Source organism: Bradyrhizobium sp. USDA 4452, assembly GCF_054063575.1.
Genome location: NZ_JBSSGK010000001.1, coordinates 3,385,372 through 3,408,662, shown reverse-complemented (window position 1 = coordinate 3,408,662; position 23,291 = coordinate 3,385,372). Strand labels below are relative to the sequence as shown.

Here is a 23,291-nt window from a genome sequence, read left to right as displayed (position 1 = left end):
GTCTCGCCGGGGAGAGCACGAAGTAAGCCGTAGCCCATCGCGCAGGGAAAGCCGGATTGCTCCGGTTACACCTGTGGTCCTACCCCCCGTGCTTTCTACCTATTGCACGGGGCCCATGGGTGCGATCGGCACCCGGCTTTCCCTGCGCCCTCTGCAAGAGAGGGCGGAACGAACAGCAAAACTCGGACGATTCATGTCGCGAGAGTGCGAAGCTATATCCTACCACAACTGTCATCGTCCGGTTCGACCGGGCGATCCAGTACGCCGCGGCTTATCGACTCAAGCACGCCCGCCTCTGGAATACTGGATCGCCCGGTCCGCACATCGAGACGGGCGATGACACCGAGCAGGCGGTGTGGACGGTGGTCAATTCGCAGACAACACTATCCGCCCCTCCGCGCGACGCCGCGTCCGACGCTTCGGGCTACCCATTGCTGGTCCGATCTTCTATGGTGAACCATTCGGTTCGCATGCGGCGAACTCGATAATTCCATGATATCAAAGGCTTAAGGCTCGGATCGAAGCCTTTGGAGGGCGGTTTGACGCGGTATATTTCGACCAGGGGTGAGGCCCCGATGCTTGGCTTCTGCGATGTGATGCTGACCGGGCTTGCCCGCGACGGCGGGCTCTACGTGCCCGAGACCTGGCCGCAACTCTCGCCCGAGACCATCGCAGCCTTCTTCGGCCGGCCCTATTGGGAGGTCGCGGTCGAGATCATCCGGCCGTTCGTCGCCGGCGAGATTTCCGACGCCGAGCTCGGCCGCATGGCGAACGAGGCCTATGCCACCTTCCGCCATCCCGCCGTGGTGCCGCTCGATCAGGCCGGGCCGAACCAGTTCCTGCTCGAGCTGTTCCACGGGCCGACCCTGGCGTTCAAGGACGTCGCGATGCAGCTGATCTCGCGGCTGATGGATCACGTGCTGGCCAAGCGCGCGCAGCGCACCACCATCGTGGTCGCGACCTCGGGCGATACCGGCGGCGCCGCGGTCGAGGCGTTTGCCAATCTCGACAATGTCGACCTCGTGGTGCTGTTCCCGAACGGGCGCATCTCCGAAGTGCAGCGCCGCATGATGACGACGACCGGCGCTGCCAACGTCCATGCGCTCGCGATCGAAGGCACGTTCGACGATTGCCAGGCGCTGGTGAAGGAGATGTTCAACAACCATCGCTTCCGCGACCAGGTGGCGCTGTCGGGCGTCAACTCGATCAACTGGGCGCGCATCGTGGCGCAGGTGGTCTATTATTTCACCTCGGCGGTTGCGCTCGGCGCACCGCAGCGGACGGTGGACTTCACAGTGCCGACCGGCAATTTCGGCGACATCTTCGCGGGCTATGTGGCCAAGCGCATGGGGCTGCCGATCCGCTGGCTGCGGATTGCCGCCAACGTCAACGACATCCTGCCGCGCACGCTGAAGACCGGCAATTACGAGGTGCGCGAGGTGCACGCCACGGCCTCCCCGTCGATGGACATCCAGGTGTCCTCGAATTTCGAGCGGCTGCTGTTCGAGGCCAGCGGCCGCGACGCCGATCAGGTTCGCCGCCTGATGGCTTCGCTGAAGCAGTCCGGCCGCTTCGTGCTGCCGGATGCGACGCTGGCCGCGGTGCGCCGTGATTTCGACGCCGGCCGCGCCGACGAGACCGAGACCGCGGCCGCGATCCGCGCCGCCTGGCGCGAGGCCGGCGATCTGGTCGATCCGCACACCGCGGTGGCGCTCGCGGTCGCCGACCGCGACACCTCGGATTCAAGGATCCCGAACATCGTGCTGTCGACCGCGCATGCCGCCAAATTCCCCGATGCGGTCGAAGCCGCCTGCGGCGTGCGTCCGCAGCTGCCGGCCTGGCTCGGAAGCCTGATGACGAAATCCGAACACATCACGGTCATGAAGAATGATGCCGCCGAGGTTGAGCGCTTCGTGCTGTCGGTCAGCCGTGCCGCCAAGCAGGGAGTTGCCTGATGAGCGTTGAAATCACCAAGCTGCCGAGCGGACTGACCATCGTCACCGACACCATGCCGCATCTGGAGACCGCGGCGCTCGGGGTCTGGGCCGGCGTCGGCGGGCGCGACGAGAAGCCGAACGAGCACGGCATCTCGCATCTCCTCGAGCACATGGCGTTCAAGGGCACCGCGCGGCGCTCCTCGCGCGAGATCGTCGAGGAGATCGAGGCGGTCGGCGGCGACCTCAATGCCGGGACCTCGACCGAGACCACGGCCTATTACGCGCGGGTGATGAAGGCGGACGTGCCGCTGGCGCTCGACGTGCTGTCCGACATCCTCGCCAATCCGTCCTTCGTGCCGGACGAGCTGGAGCGCGAGAAGAGCGTCATCGTGCAGGAGATCGGTGCAGCGCAGGATACCCCCGACGATGTCGTGTTCGAGCATCTCAACGAGCTCTGCTATCCGGACCAGCCGATGGGGCGCTCGCTGCTCGGCACCGCCAAGACGCTGAAGGCCTTCAACCGCGACACGCTGCGCGGCTATCTGTCGACGCATTACCGCGCCCCGGACATGGTGGTCGCCGCCGCCGGCGCCGTCGATCACAAGCGGGTCGTGGAGGACGTTGCCGAGAAATTCGCCAGCTTCGACGCCACGCCGGCGCCGAAGCCGCAGACCGCAATGTTCGGCAAGGGCGGCTCGCGGGTGGTGCATCGCGATCTCGAGCAGGCGCATCTGACCCTGGCGCTCGAGGGCGTGCCGCAGACCGACCTGTCGCTGTTCTCGCTGCAGGTCTTCACCAACACGCTCGGCGGCGGGATGTCGTCGCGGCTGTTCCAGGAGGTGCGCGAGAAGCGCGGGCTGTGCTATTCGATCTACACCTTCCACGCGCCCTATACCGACACCGGCTTCTTCGGCCTCTATACCGGGACCGATCCCGCCGACGCGCCGGAAATGATGGAAGTCATCGTCGACGTCATCAATGACGCGGTGGAGACCCTGACCGAGGCCGAGGTCGCCCGCGCCAAGGCGCAGATGAAGGCCGGCCTGTTGATGGCGCTGGAAAGCTGCTCATCCCGGGCCGAGCAGCTGGCGCGCCATGTGCTAGCCTATGGCAGGCCGCAGACGGTGGAAGAACTGGTGGCACGGATCGACGCGGTCAGCGTCGAATCGAGCCGCGACGCCGCCCGCGCGCTGCTGTCGCGTAGCCGGCCTGCCGTCGTTGCACTCGGCAGCGGAAGAGGTCTGGACACGGCAGTGTCTTTTGCGGAAGGATTGACGAAGTCGAAGGCAAAGACGCTGCTGCACTAGGGAGCCGCAAGGCTCGCGGGCAGGGTGTCACGCCCGAATGGGCGGGGGAGTGTTGGGCCATGGCCCTGTTTCGTTTGCCGTCTGGTGGACCGGCCGCACTGATGCCGCGGGGTCACGGGCTTTTGCTGCGTGCGCCGCAAATGTCGGATTTCCCGCAATGGGCGCAATTGCGCGAGTTCAGCCGCGCGTATCTCACGCCATGGGAGCCGATCTGGCCGTCCGACGACCTGACCCGCGCCGGCTTCCGCCGCCGCTTGCGCCGCTACAGCGAGGATATCGCCGCCGATCGGTCCTATCCGTTCATCATCTTCCGCGAATCGGACGGGGTGATGATCGGCGGTATCACGCTCGCCAATGTCCGTCGCGGCATCGTGCAGGCCGGCACGATCGGCTACTGGGTCGGCCTGCCGCACGCCCATCGCGGCTACATGACGACGGCGCTGCGGGTGCTGCTGCCCTCGCTGTTCGGCGAGCTCAACCTGCATCGCATCGAGGCGGCCTGCATTCCCTCCAATGCGTCGTCGATCCGCGTGCTGGAGAAGTGCGGCTTCACCCGCGAGGGCCTGGCGCGGCGCTATCTCTGCATCAACGGGATCTGGCAGGACCATTTGCTGTTCGGTCTGCTGCACGAGGATTTCCGTGGCTGAATCTTGAGCCTATCGGCCGATGGCGGGCGGCGGCGCCCGGCGCCCTTTAGGCGCCTTGGGTTCGCCGCCATTGGCTTGCTATAACGCCCGCGAAACGGGGAACCGTGTTTGGAGAGTTGAGGATATTGAATGGGTGACAGGGTGATCAGGTTGGCGCTCGCGGCGGCGATATCGATCGGTCTCGGTGCCACCCTGCTGCCGGAGGCCGGCTCGGCGCAGTCGCTGAGCGACCGTTTCAAGAGCCTGTTCGGCGGCGGTTCGTCCGATGCGAAGCCGGCGACACCGGCAGCGCCGCAGCAGCTCAACGACGCCGACGCCCAGCTGACCTGTCCGCCGGTGCAGATCCGCTCCGGCGCCTCGACCTATTCGGTGGCCGTGGACGGCAAGGAGGCGGTCGGCAACGATGTCAAGTTCCTGGCCTCGATCACGCGCACGGCGCGGCAATGCGATCTGAACAGCGGCCAGATCACGGCCAAGATCGGTATCCAGGGGCGGGTGATTGTCGGCCCCTCGGGCGCGCCGCCGACCATCCAGGTGCCGCTGCGCGTCGCCGTGGTGAAGGGCGGCGTCGGCGAGAAGACCATCGCCACCAAGGCCTACACCACCACGGTGCAGATGGACGACAGCGGCAGCGTGCCGTTCAGCCTGGTTGCCGAGGATGTGGTCTATCCAGCGCCGTCGGCCGCGGAGAACGACGACTACATCTTCTATATCGGCTTCGATCCGCAGGCGCTGAAGCCGGAGCCCAAGGCTCGCGCGCCGCGCAAAAAGAAGTAGCGGCGGCGGCCGTGACGGGGCCGGTAGAACAAGAAGCGGCAGGAACAAAGAAAAAGGCCGGCGCGATGATCTCGCGCCGGCCTTTTCCGGAAGGAAGTGTGATCGCGTCAGTTCAGCTTGGAGCGGACTTCGGCGATGCCCTTGCCGACGAGGTCGTCGGCAACCGAGCCCTTGACCGACTGCGACAGGATGGTCGAGGCGGCGGTCACGGCGGCGTTGGCCGCGGCGGCGCGCACATCGGCCACGGCCTGCGCCTCGGCCTGGGCGATCTTGCTCTCGGCGGTCTTGGTTCGCCGGGCGACAAAATCTTCCATCTTGGTCTTGGCTTCGGCCGCAATCCGCTCGGCTTCGGCCTTGGCGCTGGAGATGATGTCGGCGGCTTCGCGCTCCGCGCTGGCGCGGCGCGCCTTGTACTCGCCGAGCAGCTTGTTGGCCTCGTCCTTCAGACGGCGGGCGTCATCCAGCTCGGCCTTGATGCGCTCGGCACGATGGTCGAGCGCCGTCAGCAGGGTGCGATGGACGCCGAGATAGCCGAATACGACCAGCAGAAGGACGAAGGCGATCGCAACCCAGGTTTCCGGTTCGTAAAACATCGTCTATCCCTTCAGCGACGCGTCGACGGCGCTGTTGACCGCATTCGCGTCCGGCGTGACGCCGGCAAGTTGCTGGACGATGGCGCCGGCCGCATCCGCCGCGATGCCGCGGACGTTGCTCATGGCGTTGGTCCTCGTCGTTGCGATCTGCTTCTCGGCGTCGGCGAGCTTGGCCGCCAGCTTCTCTTCCAGAGCCTTGCGCTCGGCTTCCGAGGCCGCGTTCAGCTTCTCGCGGGTCTCGTTGCCGATCGCCTGCGCGTTGGCACGCGCATTCGCCAGCTCGGTTTCATAGGCCTTCAGCGCCGCGTCGGACTCGTCCTTCAGCTTCTGCGCCTCGGCCAGATCGCCCTCGATCTTGTTCTGGCGTGCATCGATCGTCCCGCCGACGCGCGGCAGTGCGATACGCGACACGATCAGATAGAGCGCGACAAATGCAATCGCCAGCGACACCAGCTGCGAAGCGAAATTGGAGGAATCGAACGGCGGAAAGGCTCCGCCGTGATGTCCGCCATCGGCCTCGGTGTGGGCGCCGGCTTTCTGGCCTTTTGCCTCGCCATGACTCTCAGCCATGGTGTTCTCCTGTTGCTGTCATGCGCGCCGCCCTCGAGATGACTTTGGGGGCGGCGCGAAGAGGTTACCGCGAGAGCGGAACCGGGTTGCCGCGAAAGCGGAACCGGGGTGCCGCTCAGAGCGGAACGAACAGCAGGAGCAGCGCGATCAGCAGCGAGAAGATGCCGAGCGCTTCGGTCACGGCGAAGCCGAAGATCAGGTTGCCGAACTGGCCCTGAGCGGCCGAGGGGTTACGCACCGCAGCGGCGAGGTAGTTGCCGAAGATGATGCCCACGCCGACGCCCGCACCGCCCATGCCGATGCACGCGATGCCCGCGCCGATAAGTTTTGCTGCTGCCGGTTCCATTTGTAGCTCCTTGAGAAAGATAGACAGATTGGTGGGTGGAGATTCCCCGGACCGCTTAGTGTCCCGGATGAATGGCGTCGTTGAGGTAGATGCAGGTCAGGATCGCGAACACGTAGGCCTGCAGGAATGCGACCAGCAGTTCGAGCGCATACAGCGCGATCGTGAGCGCGAGCGGCAGCACGCCGCCGAACCAGCCGAGCGCGCCGAGCGAGAAGCCGAGCATCGCGACGAAGCCCGCGAACACCTTCAGCGCGATGTGGCCGGCCAGCATATTGGCGAACAGGCGAACGCTGTGCGAGACCGGCCGCAGGAAGAACGACAGGACCTCGATGAACATGACCAGCGGCAGGATGTAGATCGGAACGCCGTGGGGAACGAAGATGCTGAAGAATTTCAGGCCGTTCTTGTAGAGGCCGTAGATCAGCACCGTGAAGAACACCAGCAGTGCCAGCGCCGCGGTGACGATCAGGTGGCTCGCGATCGTGAATGTGTAGGGGATCACGCCGACCAGGTTCGAAACGCACAGGAACATGAAGAGCGAGAAGATCAGCGGGAAGAACTTCATGCCTTCCGAGCCGGCCGTGCTGCGAATCGTCGACGCGACGAATTCGTAGGAGATTTCGGCGACCGACTGCAGGCGGCCCGGAACCAGTTCCCGGCCGCTCGCCAGCATCAAGAGCGCGATCAGCAGCACCGCGATGAGCATGAAGAGCGACGAATTGGTGAAGGCGATCGTGTGATTGCCGATGTGGCCGAGCGTGAAGAGGGGCTCGATATTGAACTGGTGGATCGGGTCGATTTTCATCCGCGCGGCTCTTGGTCCACCGGCCATCGTGCCGGTAATCGAATTTCAAATGTCGTGACTTCCCGCCAGCGCTCAGCGCTTGCCCGAGGCCACGCCCGCGGACCTCACCACGTTGACCACGCCGGCAACGAAGCCGAGCAGCGTCAACACGATGAAGCCGAATGGCGACGTCGACAGCAAACGGTCGAATCCCCAGCCAATCGCCGCTCCGACGGCAACGCCCGCGATCAGCTCCGAGGAAAGACGAAAACCGAGCGCCATTGCCGAAGCTCTGGCGGCACTGTCCCCGCTTTCAGTACCGGATTGATCAGTCTTGCTCCTGCGGCTGTCGCGAATTTCTGACAACCGATGATCGAGACTTCCGAGCCTTGCGGAAAGCGCAGCTTCGTCGGGAGGCGATTGATCGCGACTTCCATCTGCGCCGTCGTTGGTGTTCTCAGCCATGCTGCAAACACTAACCGATGCCGCGGATGATGGAAATTGCGCCCGTCCCCGTCAAAAGCCGCGCGGACCATACTTACCGAGTCTAATCAAGTCAAGATTGCGTCGTAACCGCTTATTGCTTTGATTCTGCTGGTTTTATTTGGAGATATTCAAGGTCAGAGTGACGCAGTGTTCGCAGTGCAGCAGCTAGGTATGCTGTGAAGCGATGTTGTCTGGCATTTCCCGCTCTGCTGGGATCGCCGAAAGTTCTTATCCTCCTCGTGCAGTCAAGGTTCCGTATGCCACGCCAGATCGATTACTACTTCTCGCTGCAATCACCTTGGGCCTATATCGGTCACAAGCCCTTCGTTCGGCTCGTAAATGCTTACGATCTCAAGGTAAATTACCGGCCCGTGCTGCTGGTCGATCTGTTCTCGGAGACCGGTGGGCTGCCGCTCGCCCAGCGCCATCCGGTGCGACAGCGCTACCGGATGATCGAGTTGCAGCGCTGGCGCGACAAGCGCGGGCTGAATTTTCACCTGCAGCCGGCCAATTGGCCGTTCAATGGGCGGCTTGCCGACGGCGTCGTGATTGCGCTGCTCGAGGCCGGGCTCGATCCCGAGCCATTCTTGCAACGGGCCTATCCTGCGGTATGGGAGAATGAGCTCAACCTTGCCGACGCTGCGACGCTGGTGAAGCTCGCCGACGATGCCGGCTTGCCCGGCCGGCAGGTGGTGGAGCGCTCCGCCTCTGATGCGATCAGCGCGGCCTATGAGCAGAATCGCCAGGCTGCATTGGACGCGGGCGTGTTCGGCTCGCCCGGCTATGTGCTCGATGGCGAGGTGTTCTGGGGGCAGGATCGGATCGAATTGCTCGAGGACGCGTTGAAGTCAGGTCGCAAGCCCTATAGCTCTGTGGTCTAGGGGCAGGAATCAGGTTGAGGCGGAGCAAGCCATGCCCATCGCGATGTCGTCCTCGAAATTGTCCATCGCAATTGTTGCCATCCTGATCTCAAGCGGCGCGGCGCTCGCGCAATCTGCGCCCGATTCCGAGAACGGCCGCTACGCGCTGTCGCCGGCCGGCGATGGCTTCCTGCGGCTCGACACCCGCACCGGTGCGGTCTCGACCTGCACCAATTCCAGCGCCGGCTGGGCCTGTTACATGGTGCCCGACGAGCGGGCGGCGCTGGATGCCGAGATCGGGCGCCTGCAAACCGACAATGACCGGCTCAAAGGCGAGCTCGCCGCGCGCGCGCCATCGGCCAAGACCGACGAGGCGCTGCCGAAATCGGATCAGCTGAAGAAGCCGGAGCCGAAGGTCGCAGAGGGCGAGCGCAAGATCGAGATTCCGCTGCCGAGCGACCGCGACATGGATCGCATGATGTCGTTCGTCGAGCGGGCCTGGCGGCGGCTGATCGAGATGGCCAACCGCGTGCAGCGCGACGTCAATGGCGGCAAGATTTGATTTTGCTTGCGCAATGTCGTCCCGGCCTTCGCCGGGATGACGTGTAGAGAGCCAGATGAATTCATCGAAACAAGTGTCCCGCTCGGCGCTGTCCGCCGTCTCGGCCTCCACCATCGTCAGCTCGCGCCTGACGGTCGAAACGCTTGGCGCAGGCTTCACCGACATCACGCGCGAGGTCGCAAAATTCCTGCGCGACGTGCGCGCCGGCGAGGGTGCGGTGACGCTGTTCATCCGTCACACCTCGGCCTCGCTGACGATCCAGGAGAACGCCGATCCGACGGTGCTGGTCGACCTGATGACGGCGCTCGATCGCACAGCGCCCGAAGACGGTGGCTGGCGTCACGACACCGAAGGTCCCGACGACATGGCGGCGCACATCAAGACCATGCTGACGGCGACCTCGCTGCAGGTCCCGGTGCTCGACGGCGAGATGGCGCTCGGCACCTGGCAGGGCATCTATCTGATCGAGCATCGTGCCAGAGCGCACCGACGCGAGATCGTGCTGCAATTCATCGGTGCCACGCGCTGACGCGTTCGATTTGACACTCAAAATGATATCGGCCGCGGATCGCTCCGCGGCCGATGCATTTTGATTGCGGTGTCGACGATCAGGTCTTGGTGATGTCGACGTCCTTGGTTTCCGGAATGAACAGCGCGCCGACCACGACGGTGATCGCCGCGAAGATGATCGGGTACCAGAGACCGGAGTAGATATCGCCGGTCGAGGCGGTGATCGCGAACGCGGTCGCCGGGAGCAAGCCACCGAACCAGCCGTTGCCGATGTGGTAGGGCAGCGACATCGAGGTGTAGCGGATGCGGGTCGGGAACAGTTCGACCAGCATCGCGGCGATCGGGCCGTAGACCATGGTGACGTAGAGCACCAGGATGAACAGCAGCCCGATGATCGCTGCGACCTGCGGACGGAAGACGTCGAACGGGTTCGACATCTTCACGATGCCGGCGTCACCCGGCTTCGGATAGCCCGCCGCCTGCACCGCGGCGAGGATCGCGGGGTTCGACGTCTTGGCGTCCGTGTACGGCACTTCCTTGTCGTTGACGGTGACCTTCACCGGCGACCCGGCCGGGCCCGGTACGGTGGAGTACTTCACCGACGACTGGGCGAGGAAGGCGCGGGCGGTGTCGCAGGGCGCCGTGAAGACGCGGGTGCCGACCGGGTTGAACAGATCGCCGCAACCGGCGGGATCGGCCACGACCTGCACCTTGACCGTCTCATAGGCCTTCTCCAGCGCCGGGTTGGCGTTGGTCGTGATCATTTTGAAGATCGGGAACAGGGTCAGTGCGCCGATCAGGCAGCCTGCCAGGATGATCGGCTTGCGGCCGATCTTGTCCGACAGCGCGCCGAACACCAGGAAGAAGCCGGTGCCGAGTAGCAGCGCCCAGGCGATCAGGAGGTTGGCGGTGTAGCCGTCGACCTTCAGGATCGATTGCAGGAAGAACAGCGCGTAGAACTGGCCCGTGTACCAGATCACCGCCTGGCCCATGGTGAGGCCGAGCAGTGCGAGGATCACGATCTTGGCGTTGGCCCAGTTGGCGAACGCTTCGGTCAGCGGCGCCTTGGAGGTCTTGCCTTCCTCCTTCATCCGCTGGAACACCGGCGATTCGTTCAGCCGCAGACGGATCCAGACCGAGATGCCGAGCAGCAGCACCGACACCAGGAACGGAATGCGCCAGCCCCAATCGGCGAAGTCCTTCTCGCCGGTGAAGGTGCGGGTGAACAGGATCACGAGCAGCGACAGGAACAGTCCGAGCGTTGCCGTGGTCTGGATGAACGAGGTGTAGTAGCCGCGCTTGCCCTGCGGGGCATGCTCGGCGACGTAGGTCGCCGCGCCGCCATACTCACCGCCGAGGGCGAGGCCCTGCAACAGGCGCAGCGAGATCAGGATGATCGGTGCTGCGATGCCGATGGTCTTGGCGCTGGGCAACAGGCCGACGATGAAGGTCGACAGACCCATGATCAGGATCGTGACGAGAAAGGTGTATTTGCGGCCGACGATGTCGCCGACCCGGCCGAACACGATGGCGCCGAACGGGCGCACCAGGAAGCCCGCGGCAAAGGCCAGCAACGCGAAGATGTCACGCGTCGCCGGCGGATAATCGGAGAAGAACTGCGCGCCGATGATGCCGGCCAGCGAACCGTAGAGATAGAAGTCGTACCACTCGAACACGGTGCCGAGCGACGACGCCAGGATGACGAACCGCTCATCCTTTGTCATGCCGGCGGGCCGTGCCGAAGTTGCAGTCATAGTGGACATCTGGATTGCTCCCCCCGAATTATTGTTGCCATGCTCGCCCCCGGCTGGCGGGTTAAGCCCGAACGGGCCTTAGGCTTAAGTCGAGGGTAACATCGCAGTGAAACCCGCCCCAATAAGACTTTTGGCTTTTGCACGCTTGAACCTATCTTGAGAGGCGAGGGCCGGATGGAACGCCCCCGCGTGCGTCTATTGCGGCGCACAAGCTCGGCGGGTTAACTGCGTTGGCATCTGGTATTATCAAGAGCTTGCGTGGTACTGCCGCGCGGGTGACAACCGAACGGCGTGGGCTTCCCGAGGCACGCTTGTGGGACTGAGATGACTGCTGCTGCCAATACTCATCTTGTCATCGCCGACGACCATCCGCTGTTCCGGGATGCGTTGCGTCAGGCGGTGTCCAGCGTCGTGAGTTCAGCCACGATCAGCGAGGCCGGATCGTTCGAGGACCTGACCGCCCTGTTGGAACGCGACTCCGAGGTCGACCTGATCCTGCTCGATTTGAGCATGCCGGGGATCAGCGGTTTCTCCGGCCTGATCTATCTGCGGGCGCAATATCCGGCGATTCCGGTGGTCATCGTGTCCGCCAGCGACGATGCCGGAACCATCCGCCGCTCGCTCGATTTCGGCGCCTCCGGTTTCATCCCCAAGCGCTTCGGCGTCGACACCCTGCGTGACGCCATCATGAAGGTGATGGAGGGCGACGTCTGGGTTCCGCCGGACACCGATTTGTCGGCGGCCGGCGATCCCGACATGACGCGGCTGCGCGACCGTCTGGTGACGCTGACCCCGCAGCAGGTGCGGGTGCTGATGATGCTGTCCGAGGGGTTGCTCAACAAGCAGATCGCCTACGAGCTCGGCGTCTCCGAAGCGACCATCAAGGCTCATGTTTCGGCCATCCTGCAGAAGCTCGGCGTCGAAAGCCGGACGCAAGCCGTGATCGCCGCCGCCAAGATCGCCGGCGGCCAATGGCGGCAGGGCACGCCTTCGACGTAATCCCTGCCAACTCGGCGGCATTGCGAGCCGACGGGTGACATGAACCGCCGGCGGCCGCGACGCCATCTAGTTCCCCTGTTGAGTGTGCATCGGTCGAAAACCGGGTATTCTGCCCGGCATCGGCCCGTGAGAGGCCTTGTGCTTTTGGGGAGAACGCCATGACCTCTGTAACCCGCGCCGCCGGATTGTCTCTGGCGACAGCAATCCTGCTCGGTGCCGGCTCTTTCACCTGCGCTCTGGCCAGGCCGCTGATGATCGTCGGCCTCGACGAGAAGCTGTTGTGGGACGACGATGGCAAGCCGGTGCTGTCAGCGCCCGGCAAGGATCAGGTGCTGATCGTCGATCTCGCCGATCCCGAGAACCCGAAGATTGCGGCTGCTCTCCCATTGAAGAACTCGGTGGTCGGCCCCCCGGTCAACGTCGCTATCGATCCGACCGGAACAGTGGCGCTGGTCGCGGATTCCGTGGACGTGGTGAAGGAAGGCGACGCTCTGAAGCAGGTGCCGGACAACAAGATCTATGTGATCGATCTCAAGGCGACCCCGCCCAAGCTGGCAGCGACCATTGTGGGCGGAAAGCAGCCATCGGGGTTGAGCTTCAGTCCCGACGGCAAGATGGCGTTGGTCGCCAACCGCGGCGACAATTCGATCAGCGTATTGTCGGTCGACGGCACTGACGTCAAGGTCACCGACACGATACCGATGCCTGACAGTGTCGCGCATGTCGCGTTCGCGCCAGACGGCAAGCACGCACTGGCCGTGCGTTTTCCCGCGCACAAGATATCGGTGCTCGACGTCGCCGGAGACAAGATCACCTACAACAAGATGGACCTGCCGGCCGGCCAGTGGCCTTACAACGTCGCAGTGACCCCGAACAGCAAGATCGCGTTGACGTCGGACAATGGCAATGCAGGTGCGTCGGACGGCAGCGTCGACACGACCAGCGTCATCGACCTCGAAGCGAAGCCGCCGCGCATCATCGACCGCGTGGTGGTCGGCGATGGACCGGAGGGGCTTGCCGTCAGTCCGAAGGGGGACCTCGCAGTCGCAGTGATCCTGCGCGGCTCGAACATGAAGAATGCGTTCTTCTATGAAAAGAACGGCAGCGTCTCGGTCCTGAAGATCGACGGCAAGAAAGTGATCAAGACCGGAGATATCGAAGTCGGCGGCCTGCCTGAGGCAGCCGTCTTCACGCCTGACGGAAAATACATCCTGGTCGGGAACTACCTCAGCCAGGACTTCTCGATCCTCAAGGTCGACGGAACAAACGTCACCGACACCGGCAAGCACTTTCAGGTGCCGGGGCACCCGGCGTCGGCCCGAATGGGGCCGAACTGAACCGACGCTTGATGATCTTGCGATGCAATCTCGTCGCATCATCTAAAGCGGGATGAGTTTTGGTTAAATCGGCTTGCCGCGGTCTCGGTTCACCTCTCCCCGTTGGGGAGAGGTCGGATTGCGAAGCAATCCGGGTGAGGGCTCTTGCTTTCGATAGACCGTAACCCCTCACCCGATTTGCTGCGCAAATCGACCTCTCCCAAGGGAGAGGTGAACCTCCGATGCCGATCCAGCTTGACCTAATCTCATCGCGCTCCAGCGCGAGATGCGCGCCCGGATTGCATCGCTGCCACTACTCCGCCGCCACCATCTGCTGCGTGCGCCACTGCCCGAGCAGCGCGCGCAGCGAGGCCGGTTTGACCGGCTTGTTCAGCACCGCGATGTTTTCCTCGCGCGCGGCCAAACGCACCGCGGGGCTGCGGTCGGCGGTGATCAGGATCGCCGGAATGCCGTCGCCGAAGCGGCGGCGGATCTCGCGGATCGCGGCGACGCCGTTGCCGCGGTCGAGATGATAGTCGACCAGCACGCCGGTGACGCGGCCGCCGGCGGCCTCGATCGCGCTGATCGCGCCATCGGCATCGAGCACCGCGATCACCTCGGCGTCCCACGCCGTCAGCAGCGTCTTCATGCCGTCGAGGATCGCTGGGTCGTTCTCGATGCAGACGATCAGCGAGCCGCTCATCGGCGTCTTCGACAGCGGCGTCGCCGTCGTGACGGCCGCGGTATGGTTGACGGCGGTTGCGACCGGCACGGTGACCGAGAATGCCGAGCCGCCGCTCACATTGGCGGAGATCGCGATGCGGTGGTTGAGCACGCGCGCCAGCCGTTCGACGATCGACAGGCCAAGACCAAGGCCGCGGGCGATCCGGGCGCCCTGTTCGAGGCGATGGAATTCCTTGAAGATCTCGCCGCGCTTCTGCACGGGGATCCCGACGCCGGTGTCGTAGATGCTGATCTGCAGCGCGTCGCCGCGGCGGCGGCAGCCGACCAGTACGCGGCCGCGCGGGGTATATTTGATCGCGTTCGAGATGAAGTTCTGCAACAGCCGGCGCAGCAGCGAGCGGTCGGATTCGACCGGCAGCGAGCAGGCCACGAAGCGCAGATCGAGGCCCTTGTCACGCGCGATCGGCATGAACTCGATCTCCAGCGAGCGCATCAGATCGGCCATCCGGAAGCTCGTGATCGCCGGCGTCATGGCACCGGCGTCGAGCCTGGAGATATCGAGCAATGCGCCCAGGATGTCCTCGATCGCCTCGAGCGAGTCGTCGATGTTCTCGACCAGGCGCGAATCCTCGCCGCCGTTCTGGCGTTCGACCAGGCTCGTGACGTAGAGCCGTGCCGCGTTGAGCGGTTGCAGGATGTCGTGGCTGGCCGCCGCAAGGAAGCGGGTCTTGGAGGCGTTGGCGTCTTCCGCGATGCCCTTGGCGAGCGCGAGCTCCGAGTTCAGCCGCGTCAGCTCCTCGGTACGGTCGCGCACGCGCTTTTCCAGCGTGGCATTGGCGCGCTCCAGCGCCTCCGCGGCCTCGAAGCTCGGCGTGACGTCGGAGAAGGTGATGACGAGCCCGCCGCCCGGCATGCGGTTGGCGCGGACCTCGATTACCAGATGGCGGTCGGTGAAGCGTTCCAGATAGGGCTCGCCCTCGGTGGTGTAGGCGCGCAGCCGCAGTTGCAGCAGGTTGTCGCTGTCGCCGGCCTGCGGCGGACTGATCGCGCCCATGAACTCGAGGATCTCGGGCAAGGGGATGCCGAGTTGCACCAGATGCGGCGGCAGCGCGAGCAGCTCGGAGAACTGGCGGTTGGAGCAGATCAGCTGCAGGTCGGCGTCGAACACCGCGATGCCCTGGCGCACGTGATTGAGCGCGGTCTGCAAGATCTCGCGGTTGAAATGCAGCGCGGCGTGCGAATCGTCGAGTAGCTTCAGCGCGGCCTTGGCCGACACTGTCCGCCGTTGCAGCAGCAGCGACATTACGAGGCGCGAGGACGCAGCCCCGATCGAGGAGGCGATCAGCCGCTCGGCGTGTTGCAGCAGCTCGAAATCGGCCGGCGCCGATGCCTGCAGCACGATGTTGCGGTCGACGGCGAACGCGGCGAACGCCTCGCGGGTGCGGTCGGGGCCGAGATATTGCTTCACCGTGCCCTCGATGTCCTGCACCGTCACCGTGGTGCGCCAGCGCCGGAAGCTCGGCGCGATCGGGGCCAGCGCGTTGGGCACGAACACGTCGGCCTGCAACAACTCGATCGCGGACGGCGCGCGCGCCAGCGAGAACAACACATAGGTCAGGATGTTGAGTGCGAGGCTCCACAGCACGCCGTGCAGCAGCGGCGGCAGGTCGGCGCCGAACAGCGCCTGCGGCCGCAGCGCCTCGATCCCGAACGGTCCGTGCTGCAGCAGCATCAACCCTGCGGTCGAGGTTTCCAGGAAGCTCGGGATGAACAGCGTGTAGAGCCAGGTCGCGAAGCCGACCAGCATGCCCGCCATGGCGCCGCGCGCGGTGGCACGGCGCCAGAACAGCCCGCCGAAGAAGGCCGGCGCGAGCTGGGTGATCGCGGCAAAGGACAACAGGCCGATCGCGACCAGCTGGGTGTTGCCGAGCGCGCGGTAGTAGAAGTACGCCATCACCATGATGGCGAAGATCGAGAACCGGCGCGCCTTCAGCAGGAAGTCGCCGAAGTCCTTCTGGCCGGCGCTGATGTCGTCGCTGCGCGGCAGCACCAGCGGCAGCACGATGTCGTTGGAGACCATGATCGACAGCGCGACGCATTCGACGATCACCATCGCGGTTGCCGCCGAAAGTCCGCCGACGAACACGGCAAGGCTGAGCAGCTGCGAATTGCCCTCGATCGGCAGCGCCAGCACGAACATGTCGGCGTCGACCGCGCCGAACGGGAAGATCACGAGGCCCGCGATCGCGATCGGAATAACGAACAGGTTGATGACGACGAGGTAGAGCGGGAACAGCCATCGCGCCCGGGTGACTTCGCCGGGCGTCGAATTCTCGACCACGCTGACGTGGAACTGGCGCGGCAGCAGCATGACCGCGCAGAACGACAGCAGCGTCATGATCAGGAAATTGCCGATCGACGGCACATATTCGATTGCGCGGACCGCCTCCGGCGTCTTCAGGGCGCGCTCGTAGAGCTCGACCGGGGAGAACATCCAGAAGGTGACGAAGGCGCCGGCGGCGATGAAGGCGACCAGCTTGACGATCGACTCGGCGGCGATCGCCAGGATCAGCCCGTGCTGGTGCTCGGTCGCATCGGTGTGGCGGGTGCCGAACAGCACCGCGAACACCGCCATCGCCAGCGTCACCATCAGCGCGATGTCGCCGAGGATCGGGATCTTCGAGAACGCCTGGTCCTCGCTCAAGATGGTTTCCAGTGACGAGGCCATCGCCTTGAGCTGCAGCGCGATGTAGGGCACCGAGCCGATGATCGCGATCAGCGCCACGGTGGCTGCGACTGCCTGGCTCTTGCCGTAGCGCGCGGCGATGAAGTCGGCGATCGAGGTGATGTTCTGCGACTTGGCGAGCGCGATGACGCGGCGGAGCAGCGGCGTGCACAGCCCGATCATCACGATCGGGCCGACATAGATCGCCAGGAAGTCGACGCTGGTGCGGGTGGCGAAGCCGACCGAGCCGAAGAAGGTCCAGGAGGTGCAGTAGATCGCCAGCGACAGCGGATAGATCCACTGGCTGGCACGGCCGCGCTCGTCCGGCGGCGTGCGGTCGCCGCGGCTGGCAATGAAGAACAACAATCCGATGTAGGCGAACGCCGTGGCGATAACGCCCCAGTCGTGCAGCATCCTTGCTCATCTCCTGTCCCGGCCTCTAGGGCATGATCCGGAAAAGCGTGCTCAAACAAAGGGGCCGGGTGTCAGGATTATAACGCAAAGGGCCCGCCGCGCGATGCACGGCCGGCCCAAATTCGCCGTTGGAGGCGGATAGGGTTACTCGGCGGCCAGCGGCTTCTGGTGCAGCGGCAGGCTGAGCCGGTCCCAGACCTGGAGCAGGGCCTCGGCCAGCGCGTCGATCAGGCCGTCGTCATGGTAGGGCGAGGGTGTGATGCGCAGCCGCTCGGTGCCCTTGGCGACCGTCGGATAGTTGATCGGCTGGATGTAGATGCCGTGGTCCTCGAGCAGCAGGTCGGAGGCGCGCTTGCACTTCTCGGGATCGCCGACGAACAGCGGCACGATATGGGTGTCGCTCGACATGACAGGGCAGGCCGGCGGCGGTCAGGATCGCCTTGGTGCGGGCGGCGCGGTCCTGGTGGCGCTCGCGCTCCCAGTTCGAGGTCTTCAGATGGCGGATCGCGGCGGTCGCGGCCGAGCAGATCGCCGGCGGCAGCGCGGTGGTGAAGATGAAGCCCGGCGCGTAGGAGCGCACCGCGTCGATGATCTCGGCGCGGCCCGCGATGTAGCCGCCGAGACAGCCGAACGCCTTGGCCAGCGTGCCCTCGAGCACGTCGATCCGGTGCATCACGCCATCACGCTCGGCAATGCCGCCGCCGCGCGGCCCGTACATCCCGACCGCATGCACCTCGTCGACATAGGTCATGGCGCCGTATGTCTCGGCGAGATCGCAGATCTTGCCGAGCGGCGCGACGTCGCCGTCCATCGAATAAAGGCTCTCGCAGACGATCAGCTTCGGCCGGTCGGGACCGGCGGCGATCAAAAGCTCTTCGAGATGCGCGACGTCGTTGTGGCGGAAGATCTGGCGCTCGCAGCCGGCCTGGCGCACGCCTTCGATCATCGAATTGTGGTTCAGCGCATCCGACAGGATCAGGCAGTTCGGGATCAGCTTGGCGAGCGTCGAGATGCCGGTCTGGTTCGAGACATAGCCCGAGGTGAACAGCAGCGAGGCTTCCTTGCCGTGGAGATCGGCGAGCTCGGCCTCGAGCTGCACCAGCGGGTGATGGGTGCCCGCGATGTTGCGGGTGCCGCCGGCGCCGGTGCCGACCCGGGTCGCGGTCTCGACCATGGCGCCGACCACCTTGGGGTGCTGGCCCATGCCGAGATAGTCGTTGGAGCACCAGATCACGACGTTGCGGCTGCCCGTCGGCGAATGCCAGGTCGCGTGCGGGAAGCGTCCCGCGATCCGTTCGAGGTCGGCGAACACCCGGTAGCGCCGCTCGTCATGCAGGCGGTTGAGGGCGGTTTGGAAAAACTGGCTGTAATTCATCGGCGAACCCAGAAAGCGGAACCTGACCGGAAAAGCTGCCTCTTCTTAGAGCTTTTCCAGCTCTAATGTCCATGCATTGACCCACATCCGGGAATGCGTCGCAGTTGGGCAAATTGCCCTAGCGGCCGATCAGTAGGCTTGATTTCGGTCAAATTGCCCGGGGTATTACGGCCCGGGCGGGCTCAGGTGGTCTTGAAACGCAGCATCCCGTCGGCGTGCATCTCGGCCGTGAGGCGGCCTTCGACCAGCATATAGTTGACATGGGCGACCAGTTCGCCGGCGGCGAAACCCATCTGGTGCTCGTCCAGCACGTGCTTGTGGAACACGACCGGGACCAGTTCCTTGGAGGTCTGCGGCACCTCGCGGCAGGCGTCGGCGATCAGCCGGCAGCGCTCCTCGTGGTGATCGGCGAGCTGCTTGATCCGGGTCTTCAGCCCGTAGAACGGCACGCCATGTCCCGGCAGCACCATCACGTCATAGGGCAGGGTGGTGGTCAGGCTGGCCAGCGAGGCCAAATATTCGCCGAGCGAGTTCTGCTCGGGCTCGACCGCCCAGACGCTGACATTGGGTGAGATCTTGCTCAGCACCTGGTCGGCGGACAGGAACAGCTTGTCGGCGGCGCAATACAGCATCACCTGGTCGAGCGCGTGTCCGCCGCCGGTGATCACCTTGAAGCGCCGCGTGCCGATCACGACCTCGTCGCCGTGGGTGAGGCGGTGGTAGGACGGCGGCAGCACCGACACGCGCTTCAGGTAATCCTGGCCGCGGCCGAGCAGCTTCTCGGTCAGGTCCTCGTCCATGCCGTGACGGCGGAAGAACAGCCGCTGCGCGTTGCGCCGTTCTTCGGTGCCGCGGTTCTGGTGATAGACCGATTGCAGATATTCCACCTGCGACATGAACAGCGGGCAGTCGAACCGCTCGGTGATCCAGCCGGCGAGGCCGACATGGTCGGGGTGCGAATGCGTCACGATCAGCCGCTTGACCTTGACGTGCTTCAGCGGTCCCTCGAACAGCGTGGTCCAGGCCGCGATCGATTCCTCGTTGCCGAAGCCGGCATCGACCATCGTCCAGCCGTCGCCGTCGGCGAGCAGATAGATGTTCACATGGTTGAGGCGGAACGGCAGCTTCAGCCGCGCCCAAAGGACGCCCGGGGCCACCTCCACGACCTGATCGTGGCCGGGATGGTTCTCCCAGGGGTATCGCAATGCCTCCGCCGAGGAGGGAAGGCTGTCGGTCTTCGTATGCATGCTACCGGCTTAGCGGCACATTGCCCGTCGCGCCAGCCGAAAAAGCAGATCGTCGTCCGGAGAATGGGCTCGAACGGCACCCGAATTCCGCAGCCCGGATTGCGCTGGTCGCTTTGCCTTACGCGGCATCGCTTGCGACAGGATCATTCGGCTGGATGCACGCTCCTCACGGGATGGCTGTGTCCGCTCACACCACCCGAAGACTTGGCTTCGTGCGTTCCCGCGCGCTGCGGCTTGCGCCCGAACTTGCGGACCACGGTGTAAAACGCCGGCGTGAACAGCAGGCCGAAGGCGGTCACGCCGAGCATTCCGGCGAACACCGCGGTGCCGAGCGACTGCCGCATCTCCGCGCCGGCGCCTGTTGCGACCACGAGCGGCGCGACGCCGAAGATGAAGGCAAGCGACGTCATCAGGATCGGCCGCAACCTTGTGCGTGCCGCCGTGACGGCAGCTTCAGCCGGGCTAGCACCGGTCTCCTCGGTCTGGCGCGCGAACTCCACGATCAGGATCGCGTTCTTGGCTGCCAAACCAACCAGCACGACAAAGCCGATCTGAGCCAGCACGTCGATCGGCATGCCGCGCCACAGCAGGCCCGTCACGGAGGCGAGCAGGCACATCGGCACGATCATCACGACCGCAAGCGGCAGATTCCAGCTTTCATACTGGGCGGCGAGCACCAGGAACACGAACAGGGCGGCGGCGCCGAACACCAGCAACGATGATGTTCCCGGCAGCTGCTGTTGAAAGGCAAGCTCGGTCCATTCGAAGCCGATGCCGGGCGGCAGAACTTCATGGGCCAACTCCTCCATCCGATGCAGCGCGCTGCCGGTCGCCACGCCGGGCGCCGCGACGCCCATCACCTCGGCCGCTGGGAACAGGTCGTAGCGCGGCACGCGGTAAGCCATGTTCTCGGATTTCATCCGCGCTACGGTGCCGATCGGCACCATCTCGCCTGATGAGTTGCGGGCCTTCAGCCGCGCGACATCCTGCGGGTCCTGCCGGAACGAGCCATCGGCCTGCGCGATCACCTGGTAGGTTCGGCCCAGATAGTTGAAGTCGTTGACATATTGCGAGCCGAGATAGACCTGCAGGGTGTTGAACACATCGGTGGGCGTCAGACCGACTTTCTCGGCGCGCTCGCGGTCGATGTCGGCATAGATCGACGGCGCGCGGGTGCCGAACAGAGTGAAGACCCCCGCGAAGCTCGGATCCTTGTTGGCGGCAGCGACCAGCGTCTGCGCCGCCTTGGCGAGTGCCTCCGAGCCGAGCCCGGCACGATCTTGCAGCATCATCTTGAAGCCGCCGGCATTGCCGATGCCCTGCACCGGCGGCGGCGGGATCGTCAGCACGTAGGCCTCCTGGATCACCGACAGCCGCTTGCGCAAATCGGCGAGCACGCTGGCCGCGGTCACGCCGTCGACCTCATGGTTGTAAAGCGACGGCAGGCCCGAGAAGATCGTTCCGGCGTTGGAGGCGATCGTGAAGGTCGTCGCATCGAGACCCGCAAACGGCGCAACATGCTCCACGCCCGGCGTCGACATAATGATCTCGATCGCTTTCTTCACGACCGCTTCGGTCCGGTCGAGCGTCGCGCCGGGCGGCAGCTGCAACACCGTGATCAGGTAGCCCTGGTCCTGTTCGGGAATGAAGCCGGTCGGCGCCCGTGCGAACTGAAAGCCGGCAAGGCCGATCAGCGCCGCATAGATCACGAGCACCACCCCGGTGATCTGCACCAGCCGCCGCGTCAGGCGTCCATAGCCGGTCGAAAGCCATTCGAAGCCGGTATTGAAGCGGGCAAATCCTGCCTGCAGCAGCCGGGCGATCCACGAGCCCTGCGCCTTGTGGCCGGGCTCATGCGCCTTGAACAGCACAGCGCAGAGGGCGGGGCTCAAGGTCAGCGACACGAAGCAGGAAATCAGGGTGGACGCCGCGATCGTCACGGCGAACTGGCGGAAGAACTGGCCTGTGATACCCGACAGGAACGCCGACGGAACGAACACGGCACACAGCGTCAGGGCGATCGAGATCAAGGCGCCCCCGACTTCCGTCATGGTGACGTGAGCGGCCTCGACCGGGGTCATGCCGCGCTCGAGATTGCGCTCGACATTTTCCACGACGACGATGGCGTCGTCGACCACGATGCCCACCGCGAGCACAAGTCCGAACAGCGAAAGATTGTTCAGCGAGATGCCGAGCAGATACAGAAAGCTGAACGTTCCCACCAGCGAGACCGGGATCGCAATCACCGGAATGATCGCGGCGCGCCAGCTCTGCAGGAACAGGAACACCACACCGACCACGAGCAGGATCGCAACGAAGATCGTCTTGATCACCTCATCGACGGACTTGCCGACGAAGATGGTCGGGTCATAAATGATCTTGTATTCGACGCCCGGCGGGAATTCCTTGCCGAGCTTCTGCATCGCCTCGAGCACTTCCTTATCGACGGCCAGCGAATTGGCGCCTGGCTGGGCGAAGATCAGGAGTGGCAACCCGGGTTGTCGGTCCATGAAGGCGGTCGAGCCGTAATCGGAGGCGCCGATCTCGACCCGCCCAACGTCGCGCAACCGCGTCACGCGACCCTCGCCGTCCGACTTCAGCACGATGGAGGCGAACTGCTCCGGCGTCGAGAGCCGGCCGAGTGTCTGCACGTTGAGCTGATAGGCCTGCTTCGAGGCGACCGGTGGCTGGTTCAGAATTCCGGCCGATACCTGGATGTTCTGGGCGCGCAGTGCGGCCAGCACCTCACTTGCGTTCAGATTGTGGGCCGCCACCTTGTCCGGATCGAGCCAGATGCGCATGGCGTACTCGCGGCCGCCCTGCATCGTCACGTCGCCGACGCCCGGCAACCGCGCCAGCGCATCCTTCACATGCAATGTCGCGTAGTTCGAGATGTAGAGCAGGTCGCGTGAAGAATCCGGCGAATAGAGGTGCACGGCGAGCAGGATGTTCGGGGTCGACTTCCTGACCTGCACGCCGAGCCGCTGCACGTCCTCCGGAAGCCGCGGCAGGGCATCCTGCACCCGGTTCTGCGTCAGCATCTGCGCAACGTTGAGATCGGTGCCGATCCGGAATGTGACCGTTATGCTGAGCTTACCGTCGCCGGTCGCCTGACTGTTCATATAGAGCATGTTCTCGACGCCGTTGATCTCCTGCTCGAGCGGCGTCGCAACGGTGCGCGAGACCACTTCGGCGGAGGCGCCGGGATAGCTTGTGGTGATCTGAACGGTGGGCGGCACGATCTCCGGGTACTGCGCGATCGGCAGAATCGCGAGCGCGCCGAGACCGATCAGCGTCACAAACACGCTGAGGACCGTTGCGAAGATCGGCCGGTCAATGAAGCTGTGGCTCATTTGAAGCTCCGGAAGTCAGGAAAGCGACGCCTGGTCTTGCTATCG

The 23,291-nt window shown here is 64.6% G+C and carries 18 protein-coding genes and 1 pseudogene; 9 read left to right on the top strand and 10 right to left on the bottom strand.

Annotation, left to right across the window (positions count from 1 at the left end):
• Positions 1-539: 539 nt before the first annotated feature.
• From thrC to ACVISU_RS16405, 4 genes are all read left to right on the top strand, one after another.
• Entirely contained in the window at positions 540-1,955 is a 1,416-nt protein-coding gene (gene thrC / locus ACVISU_RS16420; protein WP_456707604.1) for a threonine synthase, read from the top strand.
• The gene (locus ACVISU_RS16415; protein WP_050403120.1) at positions 1,955-3,244 is read left to right on the top strand and encodes a M16 family metallopeptidase; all 1,290 of its coding nucleotides are present in this window, start codon (positions 1,955-1,957) and stop codon (positions 3,242-3,244) included. The genes thrC and ACVISU_RS16415 overlap by 1 nt, the downstream gene beginning before the upstream one ends.
• 59 nt (positions 3,245-3,303) lie before the next feature.
• Positions 3,304-3,891 (top strand): GNAT family N-acetyltransferase, encoded by a 588-nt coding sequence (locus ACVISU_RS16410; protein ID WP_021076543.1) that lies wholly within the window; start codon positions 3,304-3,306, stop codon positions 3,889-3,891.
• Positions 3,892-4,020: 129 nt separating this feature from the next.
• Positions 4,021-4,668 carry a hypothetical protein gene (locus ACVISU_RS16405; RefSeq protein ID WP_456707603.1) on the top strand — a complete coding sequence of 216 codons (648 nt, stop codon included), beginning with the start codon at positions 4,021-4,023 and terminating at the stop codon, positions 4,666-4,668.
• Positions 4,669-4,775: 107 nt separating this feature from the next.
• On the opposite strand, the gene ACVISU_RS16400 is transcribed toward ACVISU_RS16405, so the two are convergent.
• From ACVISU_RS16400 to ACVISU_RS16380, 5 genes are all read right to left on the bottom strand, one after another.
• Positions 4,776-5,261 (bottom strand): F0F1 ATP synthase subunit B family protein, encoded by a 486-nt coding sequence (locus ACVISU_RS16400; RefSeq protein ID WP_050403122.1) that lies wholly within the window; start codon positions 5,259-5,261, stop codon positions 4,776-4,778.
• 3 nt (positions 5,262-5,264) lie between these two features.
• Positions 5,265-5,831, bottom strand: coding sequence for a F0F1 ATP synthase subunit B (locus ACVISU_RS16395; RefSeq protein WP_050403123.1), 567 nt, complete (start codon positions 5,829-5,831; stop codon positions 5,265-5,267).
• 115 nt (positions 5,832-5,946) lie between these two features.
• The gene (locus tag ACVISU_RS16390) at positions 5,947-6,177 is read right to left on the bottom strand and encodes a F0F1 ATP synthase subunit C (RefSeq protein ID WP_016847054.1); all 231 of its coding nucleotides are present in this window, start codon (positions 6,175-6,177) and stop codon (positions 5,947-5,949) included.
• 55 nt (positions 6,178-6,232) lie between these two features.
• On the bottom strand, positions 6,233-6,982 hold the full coding sequence (locus ACVISU_RS16385) for a F0F1 ATP synthase subunit A (RefSeq protein WP_050403124.1): 750 nt from the start codon (positions 6,980-6,982) through the stop codon (positions 6,233-6,235).
• A gap of 72 nt (positions 6,983-7,054) precedes the next feature.
• Positions 7,055-7,426, bottom strand: coding sequence for an AtpZ/AtpI family protein (locus ACVISU_RS16380; protein WP_050403125.1), 372 nt, complete (start codon positions 7,424-7,426; stop codon positions 7,055-7,057).
• Between the two features lie 278 nt (positions 7,427-7,704).
• Here ACVISU_RS16380 and ACVISU_RS16375 point away from each other — a divergent pair, with 278 nt between their 5' ends.
• Genes ACVISU_RS16375 through ACVISU_RS16365 form a run of 3 tightly spaced genes read left to right on the top strand, consistent with a single transcriptional unit; the run spans position 7,705 to position 9,398 of the window.
• Positions 7,705-8,328, top strand: a complete 624-nt coding sequence (locus ACVISU_RS16375; protein ID WP_456707602.1) for a DsbA family protein — start codon at positions 7,705-7,707, stop codon at positions 8,326-8,328.
• Positions 8,329-8,359: 31 nt separating this feature from the next.
• Positions 8,360-8,869: a hypothetical protein gene (locus ACVISU_RS16370; RefSeq protein ID WP_456707601.1), complete on the top strand. Its 510-nt coding sequence runs from the start codon at positions 8,360-8,362 to the stop codon at positions 8,867-8,869.
• A gap of 55 nt (positions 8,870-8,924) precedes the next feature.
• Positions 8,925-9,398, top strand: coding sequence for a secondary thiamine-phosphate synthase enzyme YjbQ (locus tag ACVISU_RS16365; RefSeq protein WP_456707600.1), 474 nt, complete (start codon positions 8,925-8,927; stop codon positions 9,396-9,398).
• 79 nt (positions 9,399-9,477) lie between these two features.
• Here the strand turns inward: ACVISU_RS16365 and ACVISU_RS16360 are convergent, their stop codons facing one another.
• Complete coding sequence (locus ACVISU_RS16360; RefSeq protein WP_063270686.1) at positions 9,478-11,142, bottom strand: MFS transporter; 1,665 nt, start codon at positions 11,140-11,142, stop codon at positions 9,478-9,480.
• A gap of 315 nt (positions 11,143-11,457) precedes the next feature.
• Between ACVISU_RS16360 and ACVISU_RS16355 the strand changes: the two genes are divergently transcribed.
• Entirely contained in the window at positions 11,458-12,132 is a 675-nt protein-coding gene (locus tag ACVISU_RS16355; protein WP_050403130.1) for a response regulator, read from the top strand.
• 158 nt (positions 12,133-12,290) lie between these two features.
• A complete protein-coding gene (locus ACVISU_RS16350; RefSeq protein ID WP_063695502.1) occupies positions 12,291-13,469 on the top strand; it encodes a YncE family protein in 1,179 nt (392 codons plus the stop codon).
• A gap of 292 nt (positions 13,470-13,761) precedes the next feature.
• Here the strand turns inward: ACVISU_RS16350 and ACVISU_RS16345 are convergent, their stop codons facing one another.
• From ACVISU_RS16345 to ACVISU_RS16330, 4 genes and pseudogenes are all read right to left on the bottom strand, one after another.
• The gene (locus tag ACVISU_RS16345) at positions 13,762-17,271 is read right to left on the bottom strand and encodes a PAS domain-containing hybrid sensor histidine kinase/response regulator (protein ID WP_456707599.1); all 3,510 of its coding nucleotides are present in this window, start codon (positions 17,269-17,271) and stop codon (positions 13,762-13,764) included.
• A gap of 144 nt (positions 17,272-17,415) precedes the next feature.
• Positions 17,416-18,646, bottom strand: a pseudogene (gene hemA, locus ACVISU_RS16340) (5-aminolevulinate synthase).
• Positions 18,647-18,828: 182 nt separating this feature from the next.
• On the bottom strand, positions 18,829-19,893 hold the full coding sequence (locus tag ACVISU_RS16335; RefSeq protein ID WP_456707598.1) for an MBL fold metallo-hydrolase: 1,065 nt from the start codon (positions 19,891-19,893) through the stop codon (positions 18,829-18,831).
• 143 nt (positions 19,894-20,036) lie between these two features.
• Complete coding sequence (locus ACVISU_RS16330; RefSeq protein ID WP_456707597.1) at positions 20,037-23,246, bottom strand: efflux RND transporter permease subunit; 3,210 nt, start codon at positions 23,244-23,246, stop codon at positions 20,037-20,039.
• Positions 23,247-23,291: the final 45 nt, after the last annotated feature.